Genomic DNA, 22,134 nt, shown 5'->3' with positions numbered 1-22,134 from the left:
ATGCCTAGCCCTAGGCTGAAGTCGCGGGAACTAAAAGATCCGCCAGGATGATCCAGTCGTCGGAGACTGTGCCAGCTTCGTCTGGCACAGGAATCCCGGCCTGCACCAACGCGTCGATACGGGTGATGGCCAGATTGCGTTGGCTGAATCGGTTCCTCGCATTACGTGCGAAGACACCGACCAAACCTTCCGCCAGGCTCTGCAGGAAGTCGAAATCCTCACTGGTGTCCCCCAGCGCAGCCTTGAACTGCCGCACAGATTCCAGCACCCATTCCGGACTCAGATCGAGGGTGTACACCCGGTCACGCGACCCCTCAACGAACTCTTCAGTGCCAAAGAGCCCCAGGCCGCCAATCCGTGCGCCATCGCGTAGGAACGCGAACTGGTACTCGACACCCTCTCGCCCATCTGGAAAGGTGTGCGGAAGCATTCGCGGGAGGGCAATCGTTACGCTAGTGCGCTGTTCAAATGCCGACTCGACCCTTTGATCAATTGACATGTAAATTTCTCTTCCAAATCCCGCTGGCCGTGCTGCTGTTAGATCCGATGCGCTTGGGGAGCCGCTGCGGCGACTTTTCGAGCAACAACGTTGAAGACACTTTGCTCATAGTTGACCTCATCCAAGGATTGGAATAGAACGGCTCATGAACGTGATTTTTACTCGGCCGGCGTCTGAAAATCGTGACGGAGCTCAGTTTCCGCAACCTCGTCGATCCCATCCTTACCGGCACCAGGCTGGCCAGCGAGGATGATTGCCTTGGGCCGCTCGTGAGAGGTCAGTGAGTCAAAATTGCTATTTGGGGAGTATCTCTTCCCGCAGGATCCGAGCGTGCTCCTCCCTGCTCAGCTGGTCAGCCTTGCTACTCATTCAAGAAGTCATTTTACTTGCCGAAGTACTCCATGAGCTCCATGTCTCCAGACCAAGGTGCCTGAAGGACCAGCTTGGCCATGGCCATCTCCTTGGCCTTAGTCTTTGCGATCAGATCGGGGTCCCCCTTCTCCTTCGCGGCCTTCGACTCGGCCCTTGCCTCTTGGAGAAGCCTGCCGGCTCTACTTTCCAGAGCCCATATGAGCTCCTCATAACGCGACGGAACAGCACGTTCTCCAGCAAACGAAGCCATCAGCTCCTGAAGGTTGGTCATCTGTTCGGGATAGTCTTTCAGCATCTCCCGAAGTCTGACGGGAACCTGCGGCAGGGGAGCTGTCATAACTGGCCTCCTATCTTGGGGTGCTGCTAGCAAGTATTTGGGGTATTGACCGGCCTTGGGGTCTTGGACCGAGCTTCCACTCTCGTCCCGAGCGGCGATTCCATCATCCCTTTGGTTCTGGAAGCGGTGGAGTTCTGATGGAACGCTGCCCATCAAGAATGACCTCCGCCGGCGCCGGGCTACACTACAGGCTGCCACATGCGGCCTGTTTGGACTATCGGAAAATTCTGACTTGCTCCTCTGGAGCAAGAAGAAAGGACAGCGACTCAGCAGCACCCGTCTCGCTGCGTAAGGCCGCCACTGCATCAAGAGAGCAGATCACATCAGCGGCACCAGCAGCTGGGGCCTACCCAGGCTGCAGCGTAGTCGGCGGGAAGGCTCAAAGCGTTGCTGCGGATGGGCCCGGCGCTTACCGCTCGCAGTAGGGGCCACTGCTCCACCCGTGCTGCCGCCGCCCCATCTCATCCAGATCCCGGGCCACCGCATCTGGTACGCGGTTCGTCGCTATGGCTATGGCTATGGCTATGGCTATGGCTATGGCGCAGGGAGCGTAGCCGACCGGGCAGTTCTGCGCGGGATCATTGCCGTCCTGCTGCCAGTGGGAAGACCCGGAACCACGCCTGCTTGACGCCTCCCGGATCCGAGCCGCTACAGCCGCACCTCTGCAGAGCGTTTGAAATGAAGGTGGACGCCCAGGGCCTTTTCCACTTCGGCCTGGCGCGCGCGGTACGCCTTGAGGGTGTCTGGATCCACAACACCAATGTCGATGCGGCCCTCTGCAGCGTTCACGCCCATCCCGCCGGCGTTGGGAAAGTAGGACCGCAATCGGTTGGACGCCACGATCTGCTGCAGGTCCTTGCTTGAATGCCGCGCCCCCGGTGCAAACCGCACCTGGACAGGCCCCATCGCTGTGGCCACGATGCGGCCAGGCACGGCGCCGGCGCCTTTAAGGCGCACTGTCATCCCCAGGGGATCCCGCGTGATCACGCGCCCTGCGTAACGGTCGCCGAACTCCTGCACCAGCGCCGCGTTCACGGGCGCCAGCGCCCTTCTCTCAGCGATGCGCCGGCTTGCTTCTGCCTCGTCGACGGCCTCTGAAGACGTCATGCGCTCCACGGCGGCGTTCAGCTTTGGCGCAGGTGGCTCTGCGGCACCCAAGCGAGTGGCGATCAAAAACAGGATGCATGCGGCTGTTGTTGTTTTCATGCGCTTCTACATTTGCGTGGAGGTGCCAAACGATGTCAGTTGCTTGCTGCAGACCGTACCATCTGAGAAGCGACACATTCTGTAAACCCGTTCGCCTGACCTTAGCGGCCTGACAATCTCTCGAACCGCATCCTCTTTGAATTCTGCATGCGCATTCTTCACGAGCATTCAACGCCTCGAGACCAGCGGGAGCCCCACCGGCACCTCCTCTATAGTTGCGCAATCCAATGCAATGGAATGGCCCATGAGCGTGATGTCATCCGGGCGGTGCCTCACAGTGGCACTCGCCGTCGTCCTGAGCGCTAGCGCCTGCGCACGAACGCCGCCTACAGATCAGAAAGGGAACTCGAAGAGGCCGGAAGCGACTGAAACCGGTCGAACCATCAATGGACATACCTACACCGATGCGCCGGTAGATGTGGAGCTCGGGCCGAGTACCTTACGGATTCCGGCCAACTACCTGGATAGCCAGATTGCGCCGTGGCCCGGTGGAGGCGTGAGCCTGATCCTTGAGTGGCCGGACATGAGGCCCACTGCGCCAGGCGCTCGGGCAGATCCCCGGCCGAATGACTTCCGCAAGGAGATCGCGGTCTCGATCGATTACATCGACAGCGCTCCCATTGAAACCTCACTGGAACGGCTATCCTCCAATGAGGCCGTCACCGAGGCCGACTCGGTGGAGCGTGGAAATCCGAAGGATCGCCTGGACCTGCGCGTTGCCCAATCTGAGACGATGGGGCTGACTCCCTACGCTATCGACGAAGCGAAGATGGCCGTGTACTCAGGGCAGTACGAAGCCCGCTACCGCAAGCCCCATGCCCGCAATCCGGGCTTCGAGGATGACTGGTACGTGGCACGCGGCCCGGCCGGCAACCTCACGACCTTCATCAAGTGCGACAGCACCACCTTCCGCGAAGATGGCGTACGGCTTGAAGGTGACCAGGTCATCCATAAGCAGGGCACCGTTGCCGCCGGGTGCATCCATTACTTCGCCGATGTAGAGAACAAGCTCTCCATCACCCTCGACTACAGAAGGGCGTTCCTGAAAGACTGGAAGCGCATGGAAGACGCAGTGCGGGACCTCTTGGCACGCACCAAGGCCAAGTAACGCGCACGTACAGGAATCTGCAGCGGCCGGACGTGACAGGGCAGCCAGCAGGGTCAGCGTGAGGTTGAGCCGCAAAGTATGCGGATGGAGTGATTTTCTTTTGAAGGGAAACCAATGACCAATACGCCGCAGCAGCAACCACGCTCCTCCATCGAGAACGAGAGTGGCGTCAGAATCGTGCTGTCCAGAGTGCAGGGCGCGTTATCGGATGGTAGCGATCCCGCCCAGTACGAGTACGTGCTCCTTAAGGGCAGCGAGAGGGTCGGGGCCCTGGGTCTAAGCGGGGGTGAAGATCGCTTTCAGCTTGAACCGCGGCGGGAATGGACCTACTCGCTGGACATGACCCGTGTGGCGACATTGAAGTCCATGCTTGAAACGAGGTTCGTATTCAAGAGTGCCGAAGGCGACTTCGAGTTTCTTTGCTCTCTTGCGCACGGTCTTCTCTTCTCTGCACAAGAGCGCGGAGAGTCCTCTGACGATGTCCGCTACATCGCAATTACCACGCCCACAGCCTTGGCGGGTGCCGGCATTCTTTCCACTCCCGGCGAGGCCGTTTCGTCCGATGGCACCGTCGTCCTGACAGAGATATTCATCCCTGGGACCGCCACCTGACTGCGTCAGCTTCGCTCTGCTAAAAGCAATGGAACTACCCATGAGTCTGATGTCGATTTCATCCGGACGGTGCCTGGCAGTTGTACTCGGCGTCGTGCTAAGTGCCAGTGCCTCTGGACAAGCGCCGCCTACGGAGCAGGAAGGAGCCCCGGCTGCAACAGAGACCGGTCGAACCATCAATGGGCACACCTACACCGATGCACCGGTAGAGGTGACGTTGGGGCCGAACACATTCGAGATTCCGGCCAACTATCTGGACAGCCAGATTGCGCCGTGGTCTGGTGAGGGTGTCTCTTTGGTCATCGAGTGGCCGGACATGAAGCCGACGGCACCGGGAGCGCGCGCCGCCCCCCGTACAAATGATTTCCGAAAGGAGATTCGCGTGCTCGTCAGCTACGTCGACAAGGTTCCGATCGACAGCGTGTTGGAGCGGCTCTCTTCCAACGAGGCGATCACAGAAGAAGACTGGCTGGAGCGACGAAATCCTGCCGATCGTCTGGATCTTCGGGTTGCCCAGCCAGAGAGACTGGGTCTGACTCCATACGCCATCAACGAATCACTGATGGATCAGTATGCGCGCGCGTATGAAGAAAAATATGGCCGCCCTCTTCCGCGCAACCCGGCGTTCGAGAACGACTGGTACATCTCGCGCGGAGCGGGTGGCGCGCTCTCCAGTTTCATCAAATGCGACAGTCCGAAGCATTCGGGCGATGGCTTGGCGATCAAGGGCAAGGACATTATTGATGCCCCAGGTATAACAATTGCGGGTTGCACACACTACATCGTGGACATTGAGAACAGTCTGTCCATCAGCCTCAACTACAACCGCGTCTTTCTCAGAGACTGGAAGGCCATGGAGCAGGCCATACGTGATGTCTTGAACCGCACCAAGGTCCGTTGATGCCGCAAGCTGAGCCGCCCAGATCAGATCGATGCGGTCCTCGTCCGAATGCCGGCACTATCCCTATTGTTGAACGTACTCAGTGCAATGGAATGGCCCGATGAGCATGATGTCCTCCGGCCGGTGCCTGACGGTTGCACTAGCCGTCGCCCTCAGCGCCAGCGCCTGTGCCAAGGTTCCACCCACGGGAAAGGGAGAGAAAGAAGCTGCCATGTCTGAAGATTCCAGCCAGAGCCGCACGATTGACGGCTATATCTATACAACGGCGCCAGTGGTGGCCAAGCTGGGCCCGCATCGCTATGCCTTCCCGGCAAATCTCTACGACGACCAGATCGGTCCCCCCATTGGCGGCGGCGTGGCGCTTACCCTGATGTGGCCGGGTCTGAAGGCGGCGCCGCCCGGTACGCGTCCCACACGGACCATGACCGACCATTATCGGGCGGTCACCGCATCGATCGATTACCTCGATGCCATTTCTGCATCTGATTTGCTCCCGCGCCAGACCAGCACAGAAGCAACCACTGAAGATGGCTCGGTCAATCGCAATGACCCCCGCCGCCGCCTGGACCTGCGGGTACCTGGCGCCGAGCAGTTCGGCCTCACGCCGTATGCCATCGATGAACACCGCATGGCGGCGTTCTCCAAAGCGTACGAGGAGCAATTCGGACAGCCCGCTACGCGCAATCCGCGCATGGAAGACGAGTGGTATATCGCCCGCGCGCCGGATGGACAACTGGCGACCTTCATCAAGTGCGACCAACCTGAAGGTGGCCAGGAAGGTCTGGTCATCAAGGGTGATCTTCTGGTGCCGGATGACGCACCCAAGGTGGCCAGCTGTACGCACTACTTCGTGGACAGCAAAGACAACCTTGCCGTGAGCCTGTTCTATCCGCGGGTGCTGCTGAAGGACTGGAAAGCGATGGAAGATGCTACGCGCGCTACGTTGGCGCGTTACAGATTGCAGTAAGCCGGAACTGTTCAGGAGGAACCTGGAAGGCAATGGAGCAGGCCATACGGGAGGTCTTGAACCAGTCAAAGCCAAGTAGTTCCGCATCCATGGCTGACGAGGAACAGCGCCAGCCAGGACGTCGTGGCGGCTTGGGCTGCTGCGACCCCTACCCAAAGCTCATCGCAGACCGCTTCACTTCCTGCTGCCGCTCTTCGGTCTCGCGCTGGCTACTCAAGTGCCGCGCTTGCTCCTGCTGCTGCATCGCAACGTCGAACTGCGCCATCGACTGGTCGAACGGGGTCTTTACCGCCTGATCGGTTGGCATGCTGGCGCGCAGATGGCTGGGGTTGTTCATCTCGCCCTGCACCACGAATATCTTGTGTCCGCCCGCCTGGTCTGCCGTGGGGCGGCTGAGCACCACGTGGTCCACACGGTCCAGGCCGTTGCTCTTGGCCATCACCAGCAGGCCGCCCGTGACGCGTTCGCTGGTCTGGTCGTAGCTGCGGCCATGGGAGACGTCGAGTGCGGTGACTTCCTGGCGAATCTGCTGGTAGAGCGCGTGCTGGGGGTGAGGGGGATTTACTGGCGACCAAGGCTCCGCGTCAGTGCTTGCAGTGGTGGCCTGTTGCGGCGATGCCTGCTCCGTTGGCACGACGGGAGACGTCGCCACTTCCTGAGCCTGCCTCTCGGATTGCGAGACTGGCGAGGCCTGCCCACTGGCCTGTGCGGCAAAGGGCTCCGTGTGGAACTTGCCCTGCAGAAGCACGCGTGCGTCGCTCGGCTGGTTACTGAAAGGCGCGGCCTGCCCATGGTCGATGGGCGACTCCACTGAATGTGCCACCGGCTCCCACGCCACTGCGGTCGGGTCCTGCGGGACGCGTGCTTCATCGGAGCGATTCATTGCGTTGGCTTGTGCATGCAACTCAGAGGCCACAACGGCACGTTCGGCTGCCTCGGAGTTCGGCGGTGCTACGTGTCACGCGCGCAGTTGGGCATTGATGACTCTGCTATGCAGGATTCGAGCGTGTTCGTCCTTGTCGAGCTGCTCCTGACCGCCCACTCATTCGGCTTGTCCCTTGTCCTTCTTAAAGAACTCGATCAGACCGCTGTCGCCAATCCACTGTTGTTTCAGCGCGGCGCGATTCATAAGCATCTCTTTCACCTCGGCCTTCGCTACGTCGTCTGCGGAACCTGCCGAACGCGCAGCATCAAGCTCGTTCTTTTCCTCACTGATGAACGACTCCAACACGTCCTCTAGCGCCCATACGATGTACTCAGTCCGGGGCGCATTTGCGCCGCCAGCTGACGCAGCCTTCTCGATTGCTGCCCTCAGCCGTTCAATATGCTCCGGGTAGTTCTGCAGCAGCTCACATAGCCTCTTCGGAACTGGGGGCGGCAGAAGCGGCATGTCGTATGTCCTCGTCATTGGTCGCCATCTTTGAACTTACTGTCCGGAACGAGAAATATGGGTGGCATACGGAACCTCCAAGTGCGATCAAATTATCGCTTCTTGACGTCCGTTTCAGCGGAGCAGGTTCACTTGGTCACGAGGCGTGGCCCCGATCAGCTCGCGCGGGTACCACGATCTCGGATAGGACCAGCGTGCTGTCGGGCAGTACCAAACTGGTGTCGAATGTCACGACACCAGCACTGACCAGCGCTTCGGACGCAGTGATGGCCAGGTACCGAAGGCTTTCAACGTTATCGGCTCTCCCCGCATACGCAAGAAGCAAGCCACGCGCAAGGTCTCGGAGATAGGTCAGATCGTCATCCGTGCTTCCGAACGCTTCCTTGAAACTGAGCATGGAGCTGATCGTCTGCTCACAGGTGAGATCAAACGTAAACACCCACTCGCGACGCCCATTCGTCTCGACGATTGCGTCTGGCCCTTCGAACCCCAACCCACCAATACGCTTTCCGCCGCGGATGAAGGCGTACTGATACTCGGTGCCACGCTGGCCGCAGGGGAGGGTCGTTGGGAGAATTCGAGGACGCGGTATCGAAACGCCGCTCGCGAGATCAAAGGAAGAGTGTGAGCGCGACTGAAAATCAAGGGGCATGGTAGATCCTTGGGGGAACGTCGATTGGGCAGCCCCGATTGACTACCGCAACAGATCAAATTTCGCGCAATGTGGCCGGTAACGCCATCGATCGTCCGCGCTAAAGCTGAGTGCAATCGCCGCGCACCACACGTGCCTGTGTCCTTAATCAGGCAACTTCCGCAGCAACCTGCTCATATAGCGGCGTTCCCATGGTGCCTCACGAAGTCCATCAGTTCAGCATCTCCAAGCCAGTTGTCCTTCCATGCTGCATTGCACATGAGAAGCTCCTTCGCCCTCGCCGCTTCAACCGCATCGACATCGCCAGCAGCTACTGCCATATCGAGTTCATCCTTGGCCTCAAACACGAACGCATTCATTATGTCCTCTAGAGACCACAGTAGAACCTCCAGCATGGGCGTAGCAAGATATGACTTGCTAACCGCGCTGGATAGCGATGCCTGAACTCGCTCGATATGGTCCGGGTGGTCCCGCAGCAGTAGACGGAGCCCCGCTGGCACTGGCGGCGTCAGGAACGTCATTGCTGGCACTTCTCTCTAGACCATTCTCGAGGTGAGTATTGGGCTTCACTGCTACCGCTGCAACCGTCTCGACTGAGCAGCCTGCCATGACTTCTCCTTGCCCCGCTATCGGAAAAATCCGAGTTTTTCCCTCGGAGTTCTCCTGTGGCGACGAGGCCCCGCGGAACAGCCTTTGGCGAGCCAGCAACTTAGACGCGCGGCGTCCTGTCCCGTTGACGACCCTTTGCTTATAGTTGACCCCATCCAATGCAATGGAATGGCCCATGAGCGTGATGTCCTCCGGCCGGTGCCTGACGGTTGCACTAGCCGTCGCCCTCAGCGCCAGCGCCTGTGCGAAGGTTCCACACACGGACAAGGGAGAGAAGGAAGCTGCCATGTCTGAAGATTCCAGCCAGATCCGCACGATTGACGGCTACACCTATACGACGGCGCCGGTAGTAGCCAAGCTGGGCCCGCATCGCTATACCTTCCCGGCAAACCTCTACGACGACCAGATCGGCCCAGCCATTGGCGGCGGCGTTGGGCTGACGCTGATGTGGCCCGAACTGCAGGCTGCGCCGCCGGGAACGCGCTCGTCGCGCACCATGGCTGATCACCATCGGGCGATTTCGATGGCAGTGGACCACATCGACAAGGTGCCCATCACCGAGTTGCTGGGTCGCCAGACCAGCACCGACGCCACCAGCGAGGAAGGCTCGATTTACAGGAAGGACCCGCGCCGTCGCTTGGATCTGCGCAGACCGGGCCCCGAAACGCTGGGGCTGACGCCGTATGCCATTGATGAAGAGCAGATGGCGGTGTTTGCCAAGGCCTACGAGCTGCAGATCGGATTGCCGGCCAAGCGCAACCCGAATTTCGAGGACGACTGGTACATCGCCCGCGATGCCAGCGGCAAGCTGGAAACGTTCATCAAGTGCAGCAAGCTCAAAGATGGCCACGATGGGTTGGCCCTGGAGGGAGACCAGCTTGTGATCAACGAGAAAGCCGTGGTTTCCAGCTGCACCCACAACTTCGTAGATACCGACAACAGCCTGTCTGTATCCCTCTCCTACCCTCGGATCTTTCTGAAGGATTGGAAGAAGATTGAAGGTGCCGCGCGCCAGGTTCTGGCCCAGTACAAGGTTGAGTGAACTGGGACGTTCAGGAGACAACGTCGCACGGGTAAATTGGATCATCAGGGCGTAGACGTTCCGCATATCCGGAGCAGTTGGGGCGGAGCGGCCCTTGTACCCCTCGTTAGTCCTTCGCAAGGCACTGTGGGGCCGCTCGGGCCACCATCCATCCCTTTACCTCGTTCTACTGCCACAGCAATCGCCTGCTGTCCCGTTGACGGAGCTTTCCTTATAGTTGACCCCATCCAATGCAATGGAATGGCCCGATGAGCATGATGTCCTCCGGCCGGTGCCTGACGGTTGCACTAGCCGTCGCCCTCAGCGCCAGCGCCTGTGCCAAGGTTCCACCCACGGGAAAGGGAGAGAAAGAAGCTGCCATGTCTGAAGATTCCAGCCAGAGCCGCACGATTGACGGCTATATCTATACAACGGCGCCAGTGGTGGCCAAGCTGGGCCCGCATCGCTATGCCTTCCCGGCAAATCTCTACGACGACCAGATCGGTCCCCCCATTGGCGGCGGCGTGGCGCTTACCCTGATGTGGCCGGGTCTGAAGGCGGCGCCGCCCGGTACGCGTCCCACACGGACCATGACCGACCATTATCGGGCGGTCACCGCATCGATCGATTACCTCGATGCCATTTCTGCATCTGATTTGCTCCCGCGCCAGACCAGCACAGAAGCAACCACTGAAGATGGCTCGGTCAATCGCAATGACCCCCGCCGCCGCCTGGACCTGCGGGTACCTGGCGCCGAGCAGTTCGGCCTCACGCCGTATGCCATCGATGAACACCGCATGGCGGCGTTCTCCAAAGCGTACGAGGAGCAATTCGGACAGCCCGCTACGCGCAATCCGCGCATGGAAGACGAGTGGTATATCGCCCGCGCGCCGGATGGACAACTGGCGACCTTCATCAAGTGCGACCAACCTGAAGGTGGCCAGGAAGGTCTGGTCATCAAGGGTGATCTTCTGGTGCCGGATGACGCACCCAAGGTGGCCAGCTGTACGCACTACTTCGTGGACAGCAAAGACAACCTTGCCGTGAGCCTGTTCTATCCGCGGGTGCTGCTGAAGGACTGGAAAGCGATGGAAGATGCTACGCGCGCTACGTTGGCGCGTTACAAAGTGCAGTAATCCGGAACTGTTCAGGAGGAACAACGCGTGAGCGGATTGAATCAGAAGGACGTCGAAATACTGCGCGCGTACGCGACCGACGGTAATCGCGAGCGTTACTGGAGCTACCTGGCGCAGAAGGACGGATCTGATGGTTACGGACTTCTGGCGCTTGGCGTGGTACGCAATGACAACCTGCCTGGACAGGTTGCCAATGCCTATGCCCAGGTTGCGGCAAGCGACCAGCACGAACGAAACCCCGCGCTGCCCAACCGTGTTCTGACCGAGCGCGAGTGGGAGCATTTCGGGCAAACCCTGCTCCAGCGCGATCTGGAACGGCGGGAGCGATGGTTGGATGCAGGCAAGCCCGAATTGGCGCTCAACCTGCCTGGCCGCGACGTGCAGGTGGCCCACGACAAGGCATTTGTCGAACATCGTCTGGACCCGAACTGCTGGACCCCGCGCATCCTGCTGGAAGCCACCCGCAGGAATGTGAGCGAGGACGCCGCCGAGAAGGTCTGGCAGGAGATGCTCAACAACGACAACCGGGGTCTGAGCCGCGCAACGAGCACGGTGGGCCATGCCTACGCCGCCATGCCCTGGGGACAGGCAACCGCCTACGTGGCCAAGCTTGGGTTCTATGAAGCCACCATGGCTGACCAGGCCCTGCCTGCCAGCAATCCGAATGTGATCGGTATACGCAGCTCGTACCACGTGTATGACGAGAAGGCTGGCACGTGGCACCACCACCCCGAAGGTGGCTTCCCGATGCAGGAGCGCAATCCGCGGGTGCTCGAGGGACTGAACGAAACGCGCGAGGTGCGCCTGGAGCGCGAGCAGAAGGCGACCCAGTTCCATCCCGATGATTCCTACCGACAGCGGATCGAAACACCCAAGGTGGTGCTGAATGACCTGCCCGGGCAGGAGCCGGAGACCCGTTTGGCCGAGCTTCGCCCAGGCGATGCCCACTACCCGCTTTACCAGCAGATCCGCGGACATGTGGCCGCGCTCGACGCGAAACATGGGCGCAGCTTTGACGAGACCAGCGAACGGCTGACGGCCAGCCTTACTGCGCTTGCCGTGGAGAACGGGCTGGAGCGCGCCGACCATGTGGTGCTGAGCCAAAGCACCGCCGATAGCGCCGCCGGCCGCAACGTGTTCGTGGTGCAGGGCGACCTGAAGGACCCGGCGCAGCAGCGCGCTACTATGGCAACGGAGGTGGCCGTGCAGACACCTGTGGAGCAATCTCTGCAGCGGTTGGAAATGGCCGGACAGGAGCGCCAGACGCAGGCCCTGCAAACCGAACAGCGCAGCCAACAGGATCAGCGCGAGGTTGAAGTGCGCAGTATGCGGATGGGGTGAGCCCGCTATCTCCGCCGACTACGCTAGACCCCGGTGCTACTCAATAACGGGGGGGCGTCGGGGGCACCGGTGGGTGTCCTGACTCGCTGGGAAGTACATGTGACGGCCGGCCCGCATGTGTCTGCGCTCGCTCGGCTGGCTGGGCTGGCTGGGTTTGCGGGGGCATGGTAGCAGGCCGGGGCCGAAGCCGGGCCTGCTGCTGGTCAGTGGATATCCGCCAGATGTCGCACTGGCCTCAGGGCGTCGCTTATCCAGCTCCCCAGTAGGCGAGAACTGGGCCGCAACGGAGTGCCACTCCTATCGCGCAAGGCCAAGTATTGAAGCTCAGCAACTGCAGGTGCCGGCAGGATGTCGCCTTGAAGCCGCACACGAAGCAGATCCGCGCGCTGCAGTACACCACGCTTTCAAACGCCGGGCGGATGACTAAGCGAAGAACGAATCGAAATAAGAGAGGTAACTGCGTTGTTAAGCTCGGTCATATCTTCCTCCGAACCGTTAGCAGCACTTGACGAAACAGCCATTACCCGCTCTGCAATTCCCCTCATTAGAGGGCAGGAAGGGTCATAGGTTGGAATGTGAATATACGTGCTCACGCTGACCCCAAAACTAAGTGTAGCCCCATATGAGGCAACCGCCTTGGACACAAGCCTTGAGTTAAGAAAACCTGTAAGGAACGCGGCTTCATGCTCACTCTCCACCGGGATGAAATACAGCTTGTGATCAGGAACCACCACCACTGCGCGGCCATCGATGTCTGCACTCCCCACATATGCCACCTCAAACGAACTGCCTCCGATTTCCCTCCAGAGCACCTTGAATGGTGCGAAGGTGTAATCGCCTACTGTCCACAATGAATAAAATGGCTGACCACGCTGAAACCGCTTCAGGCTAGATCGAGCTTCAAGTTCTACCTTGAAGTTCTTTAGAAATGCGTACGATAGGGGACTATGCTCGTGCAAGTCAGGATCGCCGTGCATCGAACGCTGCGGAACAAAGTATCGCAACTCCTGCTCAGGCCTTGCGCTGAAGCGCGACACCCCCCTTCCCCTCAAGAGGGGAAACACGTGCCTGGATTCCACGGGAGAAGTAACCCTAGGAATTCCCTTGGTCTTCCCAATACCAGCCTCATTGGCGATGGTCAAAAGACCATCTATCTCAGCAGACAACTGTTTAACCCAGAATATTCCGTTGCGATCTGCTGTTACACCCTTTCGAGCTTGATACCTTGGATTTGCAGTGCCAAATACGGCATTTAGCTCACGCATCTCATCACGCATCCCGACTATCCAGGGGCGATCACCTCCGCCTGGAACAGGCCACGCATACAGGTCCTCATACTGAGCCAGCCTCTCAAATTCCGAAGCCGTACCAACACTACGAATTTCAGACGACTTAGCGCCACCGGTTAGCCAACGCTTATAACGCACGGGATACGCGGTCTCTCCTCCTTTTCGGATCAGGACTGCTCTCGGCATATTATTTACACCATCGAACGGCGCAATCTTATCGAAGTCTTGGACGCTCTCAATCGAGCAGCTTGTTTCGGAATGCCCCACTCGCATCCGTCGAAAACCCGCGCTGGAAGGCGTCTCGAAGACTGAACCAGGTAGAAGCAGGCACATCTGCCCGCCATCAGCAAGGTATGTCTGAATAGCCTGAAAAGCAACCACAGTGGACACATCGCCCTCGATGCCGCCCACCCATTTATCATTGCTAAACACTCCGAGCTCTTTGCAGAGCGGCTGGATCTGCTTAGTATATTCCCTTGGCAAGTTACTCCATTTTATCCACGGGGGATTCCCGCAAACATATCGCGACACCTCCACTGCACCAGCGGCAAACCGGTCCGCGACGATCGAACACCAGATGCCGTTCCATCCTTGCTGATGAAGCCCGATAAAAGACTCAATGGTTTCCGTCAACATCGTGGCGAAAGCACGATCCACACCGTATCTAGAAAGCAGCCTCTCGATATCCCCAACAATCAACCCTAACGCCTTATCCTCTTCAACAAGGTCGCGGATTCTTTTAAAAACGGGGTAAAAGGCGTCACTCTTAATTAAGAGCAACGGAACAGAAAAGGTCACTGGACCAAGCTCTGTGCTCAGGGAGTATCGGAAGGAGGGAAACAGACCACCACCAGGTCGCGCGGGGTTGATGCTATCTGCAAGATATACGGGTAGACGCAATGGTTCCTTTGGCTCAATATACGGGGCAACGAATACCGCCAAGGAAGCCTTGGCTGTTAAAACAGCAAGTGGATTGAGATCAACACCATTTATACCGTGAAGCAAGTCTCTAGCTGTCGTTAGCTCGCCCGATAGCAGACGCCGCCTCAGCGCCTCAAGTAAAAAGGTGCCTGACCCACATGCTGGATCGGTCAAAGCGTCATTTTCGGACCAATCAGTCATCGCAAGCGTGTGCTCGGCCAGCCAATCCGGCGTGTAAAATTCGCCGAGAGCGTGCCTGATCTCCCGAGGAATAAACTCCTGATATATGCCTTTGAAAAGATCCCGGGTAGTTGCAGGGTCTTTTTTCGCGACCGTAAAATCAATTCCAGCTAAGCGACCGACCATGTTGGAAAGGCCACTTTCCAATGAGCTCCAGGCGTCATTCTCCAAGTACCAGGAGAAGAAGTCACCATCGAGCATGTTAAGAATTCCGGAACCCTCGTAGAGACTGCCATTTTCGATAGTTACCAGCCTGTTCTTTATAGGAACAGAGGCATCGAGAACGTTTTGTGCGGCCCTCGGGAGTGCTGACGCCACCACAACCTTAGCGACGATTGCAACATATGTATTCAGAGCAAAGAGATATGCCGATGGATTCTCTTCGTAGGGCTGACCGTGTGAAAGCTCTTGTCGTCTCAGAAGACGCTTCATACCGTCGGGCTGGAAACCCACGACTTGAGCAAACAGCCTTCCCCATTCGGTGAAGAGCATTTTTGTTTTGCTGGAACTCTCCTTCAGGCTGCTACAAATCTGAGCGTACAGAAGTGGGATCAACTGAGTACCCGGTGCTGAGTCGGGCCCAATCAGAGATTGCAGGAGCTTGGGGTGGACCAGGGGCCTACCACTTGACTTCATCGCCACTAGAAGTCGCCGCGCCGCCTCGGTGTCGAAAGGAACAACCTCTTCCCAGCTGGTCAATTGATCTTGCGCCGAGTGCCTACCAAATGTAATCGAGGCACCATCCCACGCGACCAGCAAGTAGTCCCCCAGTGGACGCCCCTCTTCAGAAGATATCAGGCGCGAATATTCTTCAACTTGTTTACGGGCATGCCTTGCCTTGGCGTTTGAACCACCAACAAAGCAAAGCGGGGGCTCATACTCAATCAGGACCCCACCATGGGCAACATCAATAAACTTAGTGGAAGCGCCACTTCGCTTCAGCGCCCGCTCCATCTGAAAAGGCGTCCACGGAATATCGAGAGACGAGCACGCTGCGTGAAGAGCGATCTCGATTTCGTGCCTCAACTGAGCCTCATTTTTGGCTGCATTTGATGCAGCGGCTATTGCGCGGACCAGAGTTCCACAGGTTCCATCCATTAGACGCTCTTGTTTCATATCATCGGCCCTTGCGAACAGGCTTTCGATCAATCAACCCCTGCCCAGTGAACAAATGCCTGAACATGACTTCGGCGAGCATCGGGGGAACGGCGTTGCCAATTTGAGTGAATTTCGAATCCACATCGCCAACTGGCTCGAAGTCAGCCGGGAAGGTTTGAATCCGTGCGCACTCCCGCCAGGATAGTCGCCGCGGAGCATCTAGCTTCGGGCGAGATGCTCCCTCAACGAGGTGATCATACTCATTTGTGAAGTCCCATCGCTGCTTCCAGCCATCAGCCAAATTCGACCATGTCAACTTCATGGTCGGACTCGCCGGGTGCAGCGTGATGTGCCTTGAGTTTGCTACAACAGTAAAAGCCGGCCCATCCCATTTCGCCTTTCTATTGCGAGACATGAAGTACCAAGAGAAATGACCTTCTGGATCATGCGGCCGCTCGTAAAACTCCCCTTCTGGCCATAGCGGAAGATCCTTGATTGCTTCACCGTGCGATGTATAGGGCTTCAAGTGGGGAGATTTTTTTGTAGGCTTCCCATGCGTCGGCTCGGGGAATTTGAATTCTTGAGATAGGTCGTTTCTTATACCCACAATGAAGAGACGCTTTCGAGCCTGAGGAATCCCAAAGTCGCGAGCATTCAGAAGATGATGCGTTACCGTGTAGCCTGCCTCCTTGTAGGCCAGCTCTTGCTCTTCAAGAAAGCTGCCAGCGCCAAGCTGTTTGAGACCGGATACATTCTCGGCAACAAAATACTTCGGACGTACAATTTCGATCACCCTCAGGAATTGCTTGTACAGATTTGTCCTTGCATCCTTCTTGGGATCTCTATTGCCCGCCATAGAGAAAGACTGGCATGGATAGCCACCAACGACCACATCCGCCTCCGGGAACTCTTCGATCGACGCAATGTCACCACAAGACACTTGGGAATCTGGAAAGTACTTCCTAAGCGTGGCACAGGCATCAGGAAGTATGTCATTACTAAACACTATCTTCCCGCCGGCAGCTTTGACTCCAAAATCCATGCCGCCGCAGCCCGAGAAGAGTGAGATGACCCTTGGGGCAGCAGGACTGGCTTCGATTTGGCTACTCTTATTTTTCATCGTATTCAATATATGTTTGCGATCTATGCGCTTCGATAGCTAGTCACGTTGTCGAAGCATCGGCGACGACGTTCGCAGAGGTTGAGACTGGAAGAGCACTTTGCCTTTATAGCGCGAAAGGGCGGCCTTACGGCCGCCCTTTCGATTGACTCACACCCGGAGCAATCAAACCCCTACAGGATTAGCCTTCTCAGGATCAATCTTGTACTGCTTGATCGCCCGCGCCACATCCTTCCCGGTCATCTTCCCTTCCTTAGCCAGCGCCGCAATCGCGGCATGCGCGATGTAGTACCGGTCAACCTCGAAGAAGCGACGCAGGTTCGCACGGGTATCCGAACGACCAAAGCCATCCGTGCCCAGCACCGTGTACGACATCGGCACGAACGCACGGATCTGGTCCGCATACGCACGCACATAGTCGGTCGCGGCAATCGCCGGGCCCTGGCGGCCTTCCAGCAGCTCGGTCACGTAGGCCTTGCGCGGCTCGGCTTCCGGGTGGAAGCGGTTATAGCGCTCGGCATCGAAACCGTCGCGACGCAGTTCGTTGATGCTCGGGCAGCTCCAGATGTCGGCGGTGACGCCGAAGTCCTTGTCCAGCAGCTCGGCGGCAGCAATGGCCTCACGCAGGATGGTGCCCGAACCCAGCAGCTGCACGCGCAGCTCGCCCTTCTTCGGCTTGCCGGCGTCGGTCAGCAGGTACATGCCCTTGACGATGCCCTCGGCCGCGCCTTCCGGCATTTCCGGGTGGGTGTAGTTTTCGTTCATCAGGGTGATGTAGTAGTACTCATCAATCTGATCTTCCATCATGGCCTTGGTGCCGTGCTGCAGGATCACCGTCACTTCGAAGCCGAAGGTCGGGTCATAGCTGCGCACATTCGGGATGCCACCGGCGACGATATGGCTGAAGCCATCTTCGTGCTGCAGGCCCTCACCGTTCAGCGTGGTGCGGCCGGCGGTGCCGCCGAGCAGGAAGCCACGGGTACGCATGTCCGCGGCCTGCCAGGCGATGTCGCCCACGCGCTGGAAGCCGAACATCGAGTAGTAGATGTAGAACGGCAGCATCGGCACGTTGGAGACCGAGTAGCTGGTACCGGCGGCCATCCAGGAGCTGATCGCACCCGGCTCGCTGATGCCCTGCTGCAGCACCTGGCCGCTCTGGTCTTCGCGGTAGAACATCAGCTGGTCCGCATCGACCGGCTTGTACTTCTGGCCGAACGGCGCGTAGATGCCGATCTGGCGGAACAGGCCTTCCATGCCGAAGGTACGGGCTTCGTCGGCCACGATCGGCACGATGTGCGGGCCCAGTTCCTTGTCGCGCAGGGTGATGTTGAGGCTCTGCACGAAGGCCATGGTGGTGGAGTAGCTGCGCTCGCCGCTGGATTTCAGCAGGCGCTCGTAGCTTTCCAGCTTCGGTGCGTTGAAGCTCTTGGTCGCCTTGCGGCGGCGCTGCGGCAGGTAGCCACCCAGGGCGGCACGGCGTTCCTGCAGGTACTTCACTTCCGGCGAATCCGGGCCCGGGTGGTAGAAGGGCACCTGGCCATCGGCCAGCTGTGCGTCGGTCACCGGGATGTTGAAGCGGTCGCGGAAATGGCGGACGGCATCGTCGTCCAGCTTCTTGGTCTGATGGGTCGGGTTCAGTGCTTCACCCGCGCTGCCCATGCCGTAGCCCTTGACCGTCTTGGCCAGGATCACGGTCGGCATGCCCTTGGTGTTCACGGCCTGATGGTAGGCGGCGTACACCTTGTGCGGATCGTGGCCACCACGGTTGAGGCGCCAGATATCGTCGTCGGACAGGCCGGCGACCATCGCAGCGGTTTCCGGGTACTTGCCGAAGAAATGCTCGCGGGTATACGCGCCGCCGAAGGCCTTGCAGTTCTGGTACTCGCCGTCGACGGTTTCCATCATCAGCTTGCGCAGGACGCCATTGGTGTCCTTGGCCAGCAGGGCATCCCAGTAACCGCCCCACAGCAGCTTGATGACATTCCAGCCGCCGCCACGGAATACCCCTTCCAGTTCCTGGATGATCTTGCCGTTGCCACGCACCGGGCCGTCGAGGCGCTGCAGGTTGCAGTTGACCACGAAGATCAGGTTGTCCAGGCCTTCGCGGCCGGCCAGCGCGATCGCGCCGAGGGTTTCCGGCTCATCGCTCTCGCCGTCGCCGATGAAGCACCACACCTTGCGGTCGGACTTCTCGATCAGGCCACGGTTTTCCAGGTAACGCAGGAACTGCGCCTGGTAGATCGCGGCGAGCGGGCCCAGGCCCATCGACACGGTCGGGGTCTGCCAGTAATCCGGCATCAGCCACGGATGCGGGTAGCTGGAGAGGCCACCGCCGTCGACTTCCATGCGGAACTTGTCCAGCTGGGCTTCGTCGATGCGGCCTTCCAGGAAGGAACGCGCATAGATGCCCGGGGCGCTGTGGCCCTGGATGAAGAGCAGGTCGCCCGGGTGGTCTTCGCTCGGGGCGCGCCAGAAGTGGTTGAAGCCCACGTCATACAGCGTGGCGCCGGAGGCGAAGGAGGCGATGTGGCCGCCCAGGTCGCCCGGCTTGCGGTTGGCGCGCACGACGGTCGCCATCGCGTTCCAGCGGATGATGGAACGAATGCGCCATTCCAGTTCGGCGTTGCCCGGGCTCTTGGCCTCCAGGGTCGGCGCGATGGTGTTCACGTACTCGGTGGTGGGAGAGAACGGCAGGTAAGCACCCGAACGACGGGTCAGTTCCACCATGCCTTCCAACAGCTGATGCGCGCGCTCGGGGCCCTCGACATCAATAACGGCCTTCAGCGACTCGATCCATTCCTGGGTTTCCACAGGATTCGGGTCGTTGTTCAGCACCTCGTTCAACCAGTTCATTTGCGCTCCCATGACCGCACGCACGCGCGCGACTGTTTTAGATTTCTAGCCGCAAAGTGTAGCGCACCAAGGGGTTTGCTTACTTCGCTACGGTTGCGTATGGAACCATCCGGGCGTGTCCGGAAGGACAGCAGGCGACAGCGCGCGGGCCGCGCGTGAAGGTTCCACGCTGCATTTCAGCCTGCCCGGTGGCGATGACACCGGCGCGTCAGCAGGACACCGCTGGACAGCGCAGGCGCTGCGGCGCAGGCGATTGACGCGGATCGTGCGCGGCGGGAGGGCGTTACAGCGCGCGTCGGCGTGGATCATCGGTCGCGTTGGTCGGCCAACACGGCGCGCAGTGTTCCACCACAAGCACGCACCGTCGCACGCTGGATTGACCTGAACGCATCCCTGCCATGCGTGCCGCGCGGCTGGCCGAACGGGAGTTTTCGATATATCGTTCCGTTACTGCATTCGATATATCGAAATGACCTCTCCGCGCGATCTCGACCGCCCTGCCCGCCCGCTGACCGCCCGGCCGCTCAGCCGCGGCGATCTGCGCCTGCTGGTGCTGTCACTGCTGGCCGACCAGCCGCGCCACGGCTACGAGCTGATCCAGCTGATCAGCGACATGTTCGTGCGGGTCTACACGCCCAGCGCCGGCTCGATCTACCCGGTGCTGGCGCAGTTCGAGGCCGCCGGCTGGGTCGGCGCGGTCGAGGACGGTGGGCGCAAGCGGTATGCGCTCAGCGCGCTGGGCCAGGCCGAGCTGGAGGCGCAGCGCGACGAGGTCGATGCAGCGGTGCACCGGGTGCGCGACAGCGCGCGCACGATCACCAAGGCCAACCTGCCGCCGTCCGTGCGCGATGCGCTGCGCGAGCTCAAGCACGCGCTGGGCCTGTGCCACGGCCGCTGGCAGGACGACAACGCCGCCGCCGTGGCCGAAGCGCTGCGCGAGGCCGCCGCGCACATCCGTGCGCAGGGCCGCTGACTTTCCCTCTTCGTTTCAGACCCAGCCAGCCACCGCCCGCCAGGTCCTTCTCTCTCAACGCCGCGCTGCGGCACTGATCCAGGTATTCCCATGGCTCTGCATGAAAACCGACTGCTCCGTCATACCGTGAAGTTCCGCCCGCTGCAGGTGCTGCGCACCGAAGAGATAAGCCCGTGCATGCGCCGGGTGATCGTCGGGGGCGAGGCGCTGGAAGGCTTCGATTCGCCCTCGCCGGACGACCACGTCAAGCTGTTCTTCCCCAACGCCGAGGGCCAGTTCGTGGTCCCGACGATGACCCCGGAAGGCCCGCGCTACCCGGACGGCCAGACGCCCTCGCCCTCGCGCGACTACACCCCGCGCTGGTGGGATCTGGAGAGCAACGAGCTGGCGCTGGACTTCGTCATGCACGGCGACGGCCTGGCCTCGACCTGGGCCGCCAACGCGCAGCCGGGCGATGCGATCGCCGTCGGCGGCCCGCGCGGCTCGCACATGACCGCCGATGACTTCGACACCTACGTGCTGATCGGCGATGAAACCGCGCTGCCGGCGATCGGCCGCTGGCTGGAGACGCTGCCGGAGGGTGCGAACGCCGATGTCTACATCGAGATCCCGGAATCCGGCGACCGCCAGGAGCTGCCGGAGGACGACCGCATCCGCATCTCGTGGCTGGAACGCAACGGCTTCGACGCCGCCAGCAGCACCCTGCTGGAGGACGTGCTGACCGATTTCGAGGAACCGGAGGGCGACACCTTCTACTGGATCGCGGCCGAGTCGCGCCGGGCCCGGATGATGCGCAAGTACATTGAGGGTCACCTGGGCGTGCCGAAGGACTGGATCCGCTCGACCGGCTACTGGAAGGCCCACGGCAGTGAGCACCACGACGACTGAGCCCGCGACGGGCACCGGCCACGGATGCGACAATCGCGTTTTGTGCCGGTGCCTTTCATGCAAGCCTCTCCTCTTTCGGCACTGACCGATCTGATCGACCGCGCCGAGCGCGCCGATCCCGCGCTGGATGCCGCCCTGGCGGCGCTGGCGCCTTCCGTGGGCGGGAACATCGCCCAGCTGCGCACCGCACTGGTGCCCTTGGCACGCGCGCAGGCGGCGCTGGTGCAGGCGAACATCGATATCGACCTGGTCGCCGACGAGCTGCGCCGTTACCAGAAGTACGCGATGCCCGGTAAGCCGAGCCTGCAGATCGTGCAGCTGCGCAAGCAGCAGGCCTCGGTGAAGCAGGCCGCGCTGCTGGCCCGCCAGGCGTTCGCGCAGGCGACGCATGCATTCCTGCGGGAGAGCGGATTGACTGCGCCGGCACGGCGGACGCCGACCGATTTCACCACGCTGTGGCTGGGCAAGGTGAGCGCGCAGGTGGCGGCGGGGTGATCATCGCCCTCGTGCATCCGCATCAGGAACGGTAGTGCGGGGGGGGGGGGGGGGGCCCCCCGCCCCGCACGGGTTGGTGGTCGGGCGCCCCGCCCCGGGCCGCCCG

At 60.1% G+C, this 22,134-nt stretch carries 20 protein-coding genes; 10 read left to right on the top strand and 10 right to left on the bottom strand.

The window, feature by feature from the left end; translation table 11 throughout:
* Nucleotides 1–10 precede the first annotated feature (10 nt).
* The 3 genes from ABE473_RS16725 to ABE473_RS16715 form a co-directional block, all read right to left on the bottom strand.
* A complete protein-coding gene (locus ABE473_RS16725; protein ID WP_346490268.1) occupies nucleotides 11–499 on the bottom strand; it encodes a hypothetical protein in 489 nt (162 codons plus the stop codon).
* A gap of 382 nt (nucleotides 500–881) precedes the next feature.
* Nucleotides 882–1,208: a hypothetical protein gene (locus tag ABE473_RS16720; RefSeq protein ID WP_346490267.1), complete on the bottom strand. Its 327-nt coding sequence runs from the start codon at nucleotides 1,206–1,208 to the stop codon at nucleotides 882–884.
* A 648-nt stretch (nucleotides 1,209–1,856) separates the two neighbouring features.
* A complete protein-coding gene (locus ABE473_RS16715) occupies nucleotides 1,857–2,414 on the bottom strand; it encodes a hypothetical protein (protein WP_346490266.1) in 558 nt (185 codons plus the stop codon).
* A 244-nt stretch (nucleotides 2,415–2,658) separates the two neighbouring features.
* On the opposite strand from ABE473_RS16715, the gene ABE473_RS16710 reads away from it, so the two are divergent.
* From ABE473_RS16710 to ABE473_RS16695, 4 genes are all read left to right on the top strand, one after another.
* Entirely contained in the window at nucleotides 2,659–3,522 is an 864-nt protein-coding gene (locus ABE473_RS16710) for a hypothetical protein (RefSeq protein ID WP_346490265.1), read from the top strand.
* A gap of 114 nt (nucleotides 3,523–3,636) precedes the next feature.
* On the top strand, nucleotides 3,637–4,134 hold the full coding sequence (locus ABE473_RS16705; RefSeq protein ID WP_346490264.1) for a hypothetical protein: 498 nt from the start codon (nucleotides 3,637–3,639) through the stop codon (nucleotides 4,132–4,134).
* A 46-nt stretch (nucleotides 4,135–4,180) separates the two neighbouring features.
* Nucleotides 4,181–5,035 (top strand): hypothetical protein, encoded by an 855-nt coding sequence (locus ABE473_RS16700; protein WP_346490277.1) that lies wholly within the window; start codon nucleotides 4,181–4,183, stop codon nucleotides 5,033–5,035.
* A gap of 100 nt (nucleotides 5,036–5,135) precedes the next feature.
* Nucleotides 5,136–6,002, top strand: coding sequence for a hypothetical protein (locus ABE473_RS16695; protein WP_346490263.1), 867 nt, complete (start codon nucleotides 5,136–5,138; stop codon nucleotides 6,000–6,002).
* A gap of 148 nt (nucleotides 6,003–6,150) precedes the next feature.
* Here ABE473_RS16695 and ABE473_RS16690 read toward each other — a convergent pair whose 3' ends face one another.
* From ABE473_RS16690 to ABE473_RS16675, 4 genes are all read right to left on the bottom strand, one after another.
* The gene (locus ABE473_RS16690) at nucleotides 6,151–6,885 is read right to left on the bottom strand and encodes an XVIPCD domain-containing protein (protein WP_346490262.1); all 735 of its coding nucleotides are present in this window, start codon (nucleotides 6,883–6,885) and stop codon (nucleotides 6,151–6,153) included.
* 159 nt (nucleotides 6,886–7,044) lie between these two features.
* Nucleotides 7,045–7,392: a hypothetical protein gene (locus ABE473_RS16685; protein WP_346490261.1), complete on the bottom strand. Its 348-nt coding sequence runs from the start codon at nucleotides 7,390–7,392 to the stop codon at nucleotides 7,045–7,047.
* A gap of 136 nt (nucleotides 7,393–7,528) precedes the next feature.
* Nucleotides 7,529–8,044 (bottom strand): hypothetical protein, encoded by a 516-nt coding sequence (locus ABE473_RS16680; RefSeq protein WP_346490260.1) that lies wholly within the window; start codon nucleotides 8,042–8,044, stop codon nucleotides 7,529–7,531.
* Nucleotides 8,045–8,217: 173 nt separating this feature from the next.
* Nucleotides 8,218–8,565 (bottom strand): hypothetical protein, encoded by a 348-nt coding sequence (locus ABE473_RS16675; protein ID WP_346490259.1) that lies wholly within the window; start codon nucleotides 8,563–8,565, stop codon nucleotides 8,218–8,220.
* Nucleotides 8,566–8,828: 263 nt separating this feature from the next.
* Here ABE473_RS16675 and ABE473_RS16670 point away from each other — a divergent pair, with 263 nt between their 5' ends.
* From ABE473_RS16670 to ABE473_RS16660, 3 genes are all read left to right on the top strand, one after another.
* Nucleotides 8,829–9,695, top strand: coding sequence for a hypothetical protein (locus tag ABE473_RS16670; RefSeq protein ID WP_346490258.1), 867 nt, complete (start codon nucleotides 8,829–8,831; stop codon nucleotides 9,693–9,695).
* 248 nt (nucleotides 9,696–9,943) lie between these two features.
* Nucleotides 9,944–10,810 (top strand): hypothetical protein, encoded by an 867-nt coding sequence (locus ABE473_RS16665; RefSeq protein WP_346490257.1) that lies wholly within the window; start codon nucleotides 9,944–9,946, stop codon nucleotides 10,808–10,810.
* Between the two features lie 27 nt (nucleotides 10,811–10,837).
* Nucleotides 10,838–12,151, top strand: a complete 1,314-nt coding sequence (locus ABE473_RS16660) for an XVIPCD domain-containing protein (RefSeq protein ID WP_346490256.1) — start codon at nucleotides 10,838–10,840, stop codon at nucleotides 12,149–12,151.
* Nucleotides 12,152–12,555: 404 nt separating this feature from the next.
* On the opposite strand, the gene ABE473_RS16655 is transcribed toward ABE473_RS16660, so the two are convergent.
* From ABE473_RS16655 to aceE, 3 genes are all read right to left on the bottom strand, one after another.
* On the bottom strand, nucleotides 12,556–15,750 hold the full coding sequence (locus ABE473_RS16655; protein WP_346490255.1) for an N-6 DNA methylase: 3,195 nt from the start codon (nucleotides 15,748–15,750) through the stop codon (nucleotides 12,556–12,558).
* Nucleotides 15,719–16,819 (bottom strand): DNA cytosine methyltransferase, encoded by a 1,101-nt coding sequence (locus ABE473_RS16650; RefSeq protein WP_346490254.1) that lies wholly within the window; start codon nucleotides 16,817–16,819, stop codon nucleotides 15,719–15,721. The genes ABE473_RS16655 and ABE473_RS16650 overlap by 32 nt, the downstream gene beginning before the upstream one ends.
* Before the next feature lie 165 nt (nucleotides 16,820–16,984).
* Nucleotides 16,985–19,672 carry a pyruvate dehydrogenase (acetyl-transferring), homodimeric type gene (aceE, locus tag ABE473_RS16645; protein WP_123731337.1) on the bottom strand — a complete coding sequence of 896 codons (2,688 nt, stop codon included), beginning with the start codon at nucleotides 19,670–19,672 and terminating at the stop codon, nucleotides 16,985–16,987.
* Nucleotides 19,673–20,141: 469 nt separating this feature from the next.
* Between aceE and ABE473_RS16640 the strand changes: the two genes are divergently transcribed.
* From ABE473_RS16640 to ABE473_RS16630, 3 genes are all read left to right on the top strand, one after another.
* Complete coding sequence (locus ABE473_RS16640) at nucleotides 20,142–20,645, top strand: PadR family transcriptional regulator (RefSeq protein ID WP_176990507.1); 504 nt, start codon at nucleotides 20,142–20,144, stop codon at nucleotides 20,643–20,645.
* A 90-nt stretch (nucleotides 20,646–20,735) separates the two neighbouring features.
* Complete coding sequence (locus ABE473_RS16635; RefSeq protein ID WP_319214347.1) at nucleotides 20,736–21,533, top strand: siderophore-interacting protein; 798 nt, start codon at nucleotides 20,736–20,738, stop codon at nucleotides 21,531–21,533.
* A 57-nt stretch (nucleotides 21,534–21,590) separates the two neighbouring features.
* A complete protein-coding gene (locus ABE473_RS16630; protein ID WP_346490253.1) occupies nucleotides 21,591–22,028 on the top strand; it encodes a hypothetical protein in 438 nt (145 codons plus the stop codon).
* Nucleotides 22,029–22,134 lie beyond the last annotated feature (106 nt).

Origin of the sequence: Stenotrophomonas sp. TWI700, from assembly GCF_039673645.1 — a bacterium.
Taxonomy (GTDB): Bacteria; Pseudomonadota; Gammaproteobacteria; order Xanthomonadales; family Xanthomonadaceae; genus Stenotrophomonas; species Stenotrophomonas maltophilia_AA.
Note: the sequence above shows the minus strand (reverse complement) of the source record. Positions and strands in the feature narration are given on the sequence as shown.

Excerpts from the sequence above, each read along its gene's own strand:
- ABE473_RS16725 (WP_346490268.1), bottom strand. The coding sequence starts at position 499 with ATGTCAATTGATCAAAGGGTCGAGTCGGCATTTGAACAGCGCACTAGC.
- ABE473_RS16720 (WP_346490267.1), bottom strand. The coding sequence starts at position 1,208 with ATGACAGCTCCCCTGCCGCAGGTTCCCGTCAGACTTCGGGAGATGCTG.
- ABE473_RS16715 (WP_346490266.1), bottom strand. The coding sequence starts at position 2,414 with ATGAAAACAACAACAGCCGCATGCATCCTGTTTTTGATCGCCACTCGC.
- ABE473_RS16710 (WP_346490265.1), top strand. The coding sequence starts at position 2,659 with ATGAGCGTGATGTCATCCGGGCGGTGCCTCACAGTGGCACTCGCCGTC.
- ABE473_RS16705 (WP_346490264.1), top strand. The coding sequence starts at position 3,637 with ATGACCAATACGCCGCAGCAGCAACCACGCTCCTCCATCGAGAACGAG.
- ABE473_RS16695 (WP_346490263.1), top strand. The coding sequence starts at position 5,136 with ATGAGCATGATGTCCTCCGGCCGGTGCCTGACGGTTGCACTAGCCGTC.
- ABE473_RS16690 (WP_346490262.1), bottom strand. The coding sequence starts at position 6,885 with ATGAATCGCTCCGATGAAGCACGCGTCCCGCAGGACCCGACCGCAGTG.
- ABE473_RS16685 (WP_346490261.1), bottom strand. The coding sequence starts at position 7,392 with ATGCCGCTTCTGCCGCCCCCAGTTCCGAAGAGGCTATGTGAGCTGCTG.
- ABE473_RS16680 (WP_346490260.1), bottom strand. The coding sequence starts at position 8,044 with ATGCCCCTTGATTTTCAGTCGCGCTCACACTCTTCCTTTGATCTCGCG.
- ABE473_RS16675 (WP_346490259.1), bottom strand. The coding sequence starts at position 8,565 with ATGACGTTCCTGACGCCGCCAGTGCCAGCGGGGCTCCGTCTACTGCTG.
- ABE473_RS16670 (WP_346490258.1), top strand. The coding sequence starts at position 8,829 with ATGAGCGTGATGTCCTCCGGCCGGTGCCTGACGGTTGCACTAGCCGTC.
- ABE473_RS16665 (WP_346490257.1), top strand. The coding sequence starts at position 9,944 with ATGAGCATGATGTCCTCCGGCCGGTGCCTGACGGTTGCACTAGCCGTC.
- ABE473_RS16650 (WP_346490254.1), bottom strand. The coding sequence starts at position 16,819 with ATGAAAAATAAGAGTAGCCAAATCGAAGCCAGTCCTGCTGCCCCAAGG.
- aceE (WP_123731337.1), bottom strand. The coding sequence starts at position 19,672 with ATGAACTGGTTGAACGAGGTGCTGAACAACGACCCGAATCCTGTGGAA.
- ABE473_RS16640 (WP_176990507.1), top strand. The coding sequence starts at position 20,142 with ATGACCTCTCCGCGCGATCTCGACCGCCCTGCCCGCCCGCTGACCGCC.
- ABE473_RS16635 (WP_319214347.1), top strand. The coding sequence starts at position 20,736 with ATGGCTCTGCATGAAAACCGACTGCTCCGTCATACCGTGAAGTTCCGC.
- ABE473_RS16630 (WP_346490253.1), top strand. The coding sequence starts at position 21,591 with ATGCAAGCCTCTCCTCTTTCGGCACTGACCGATCTGATCGACCGCGCC.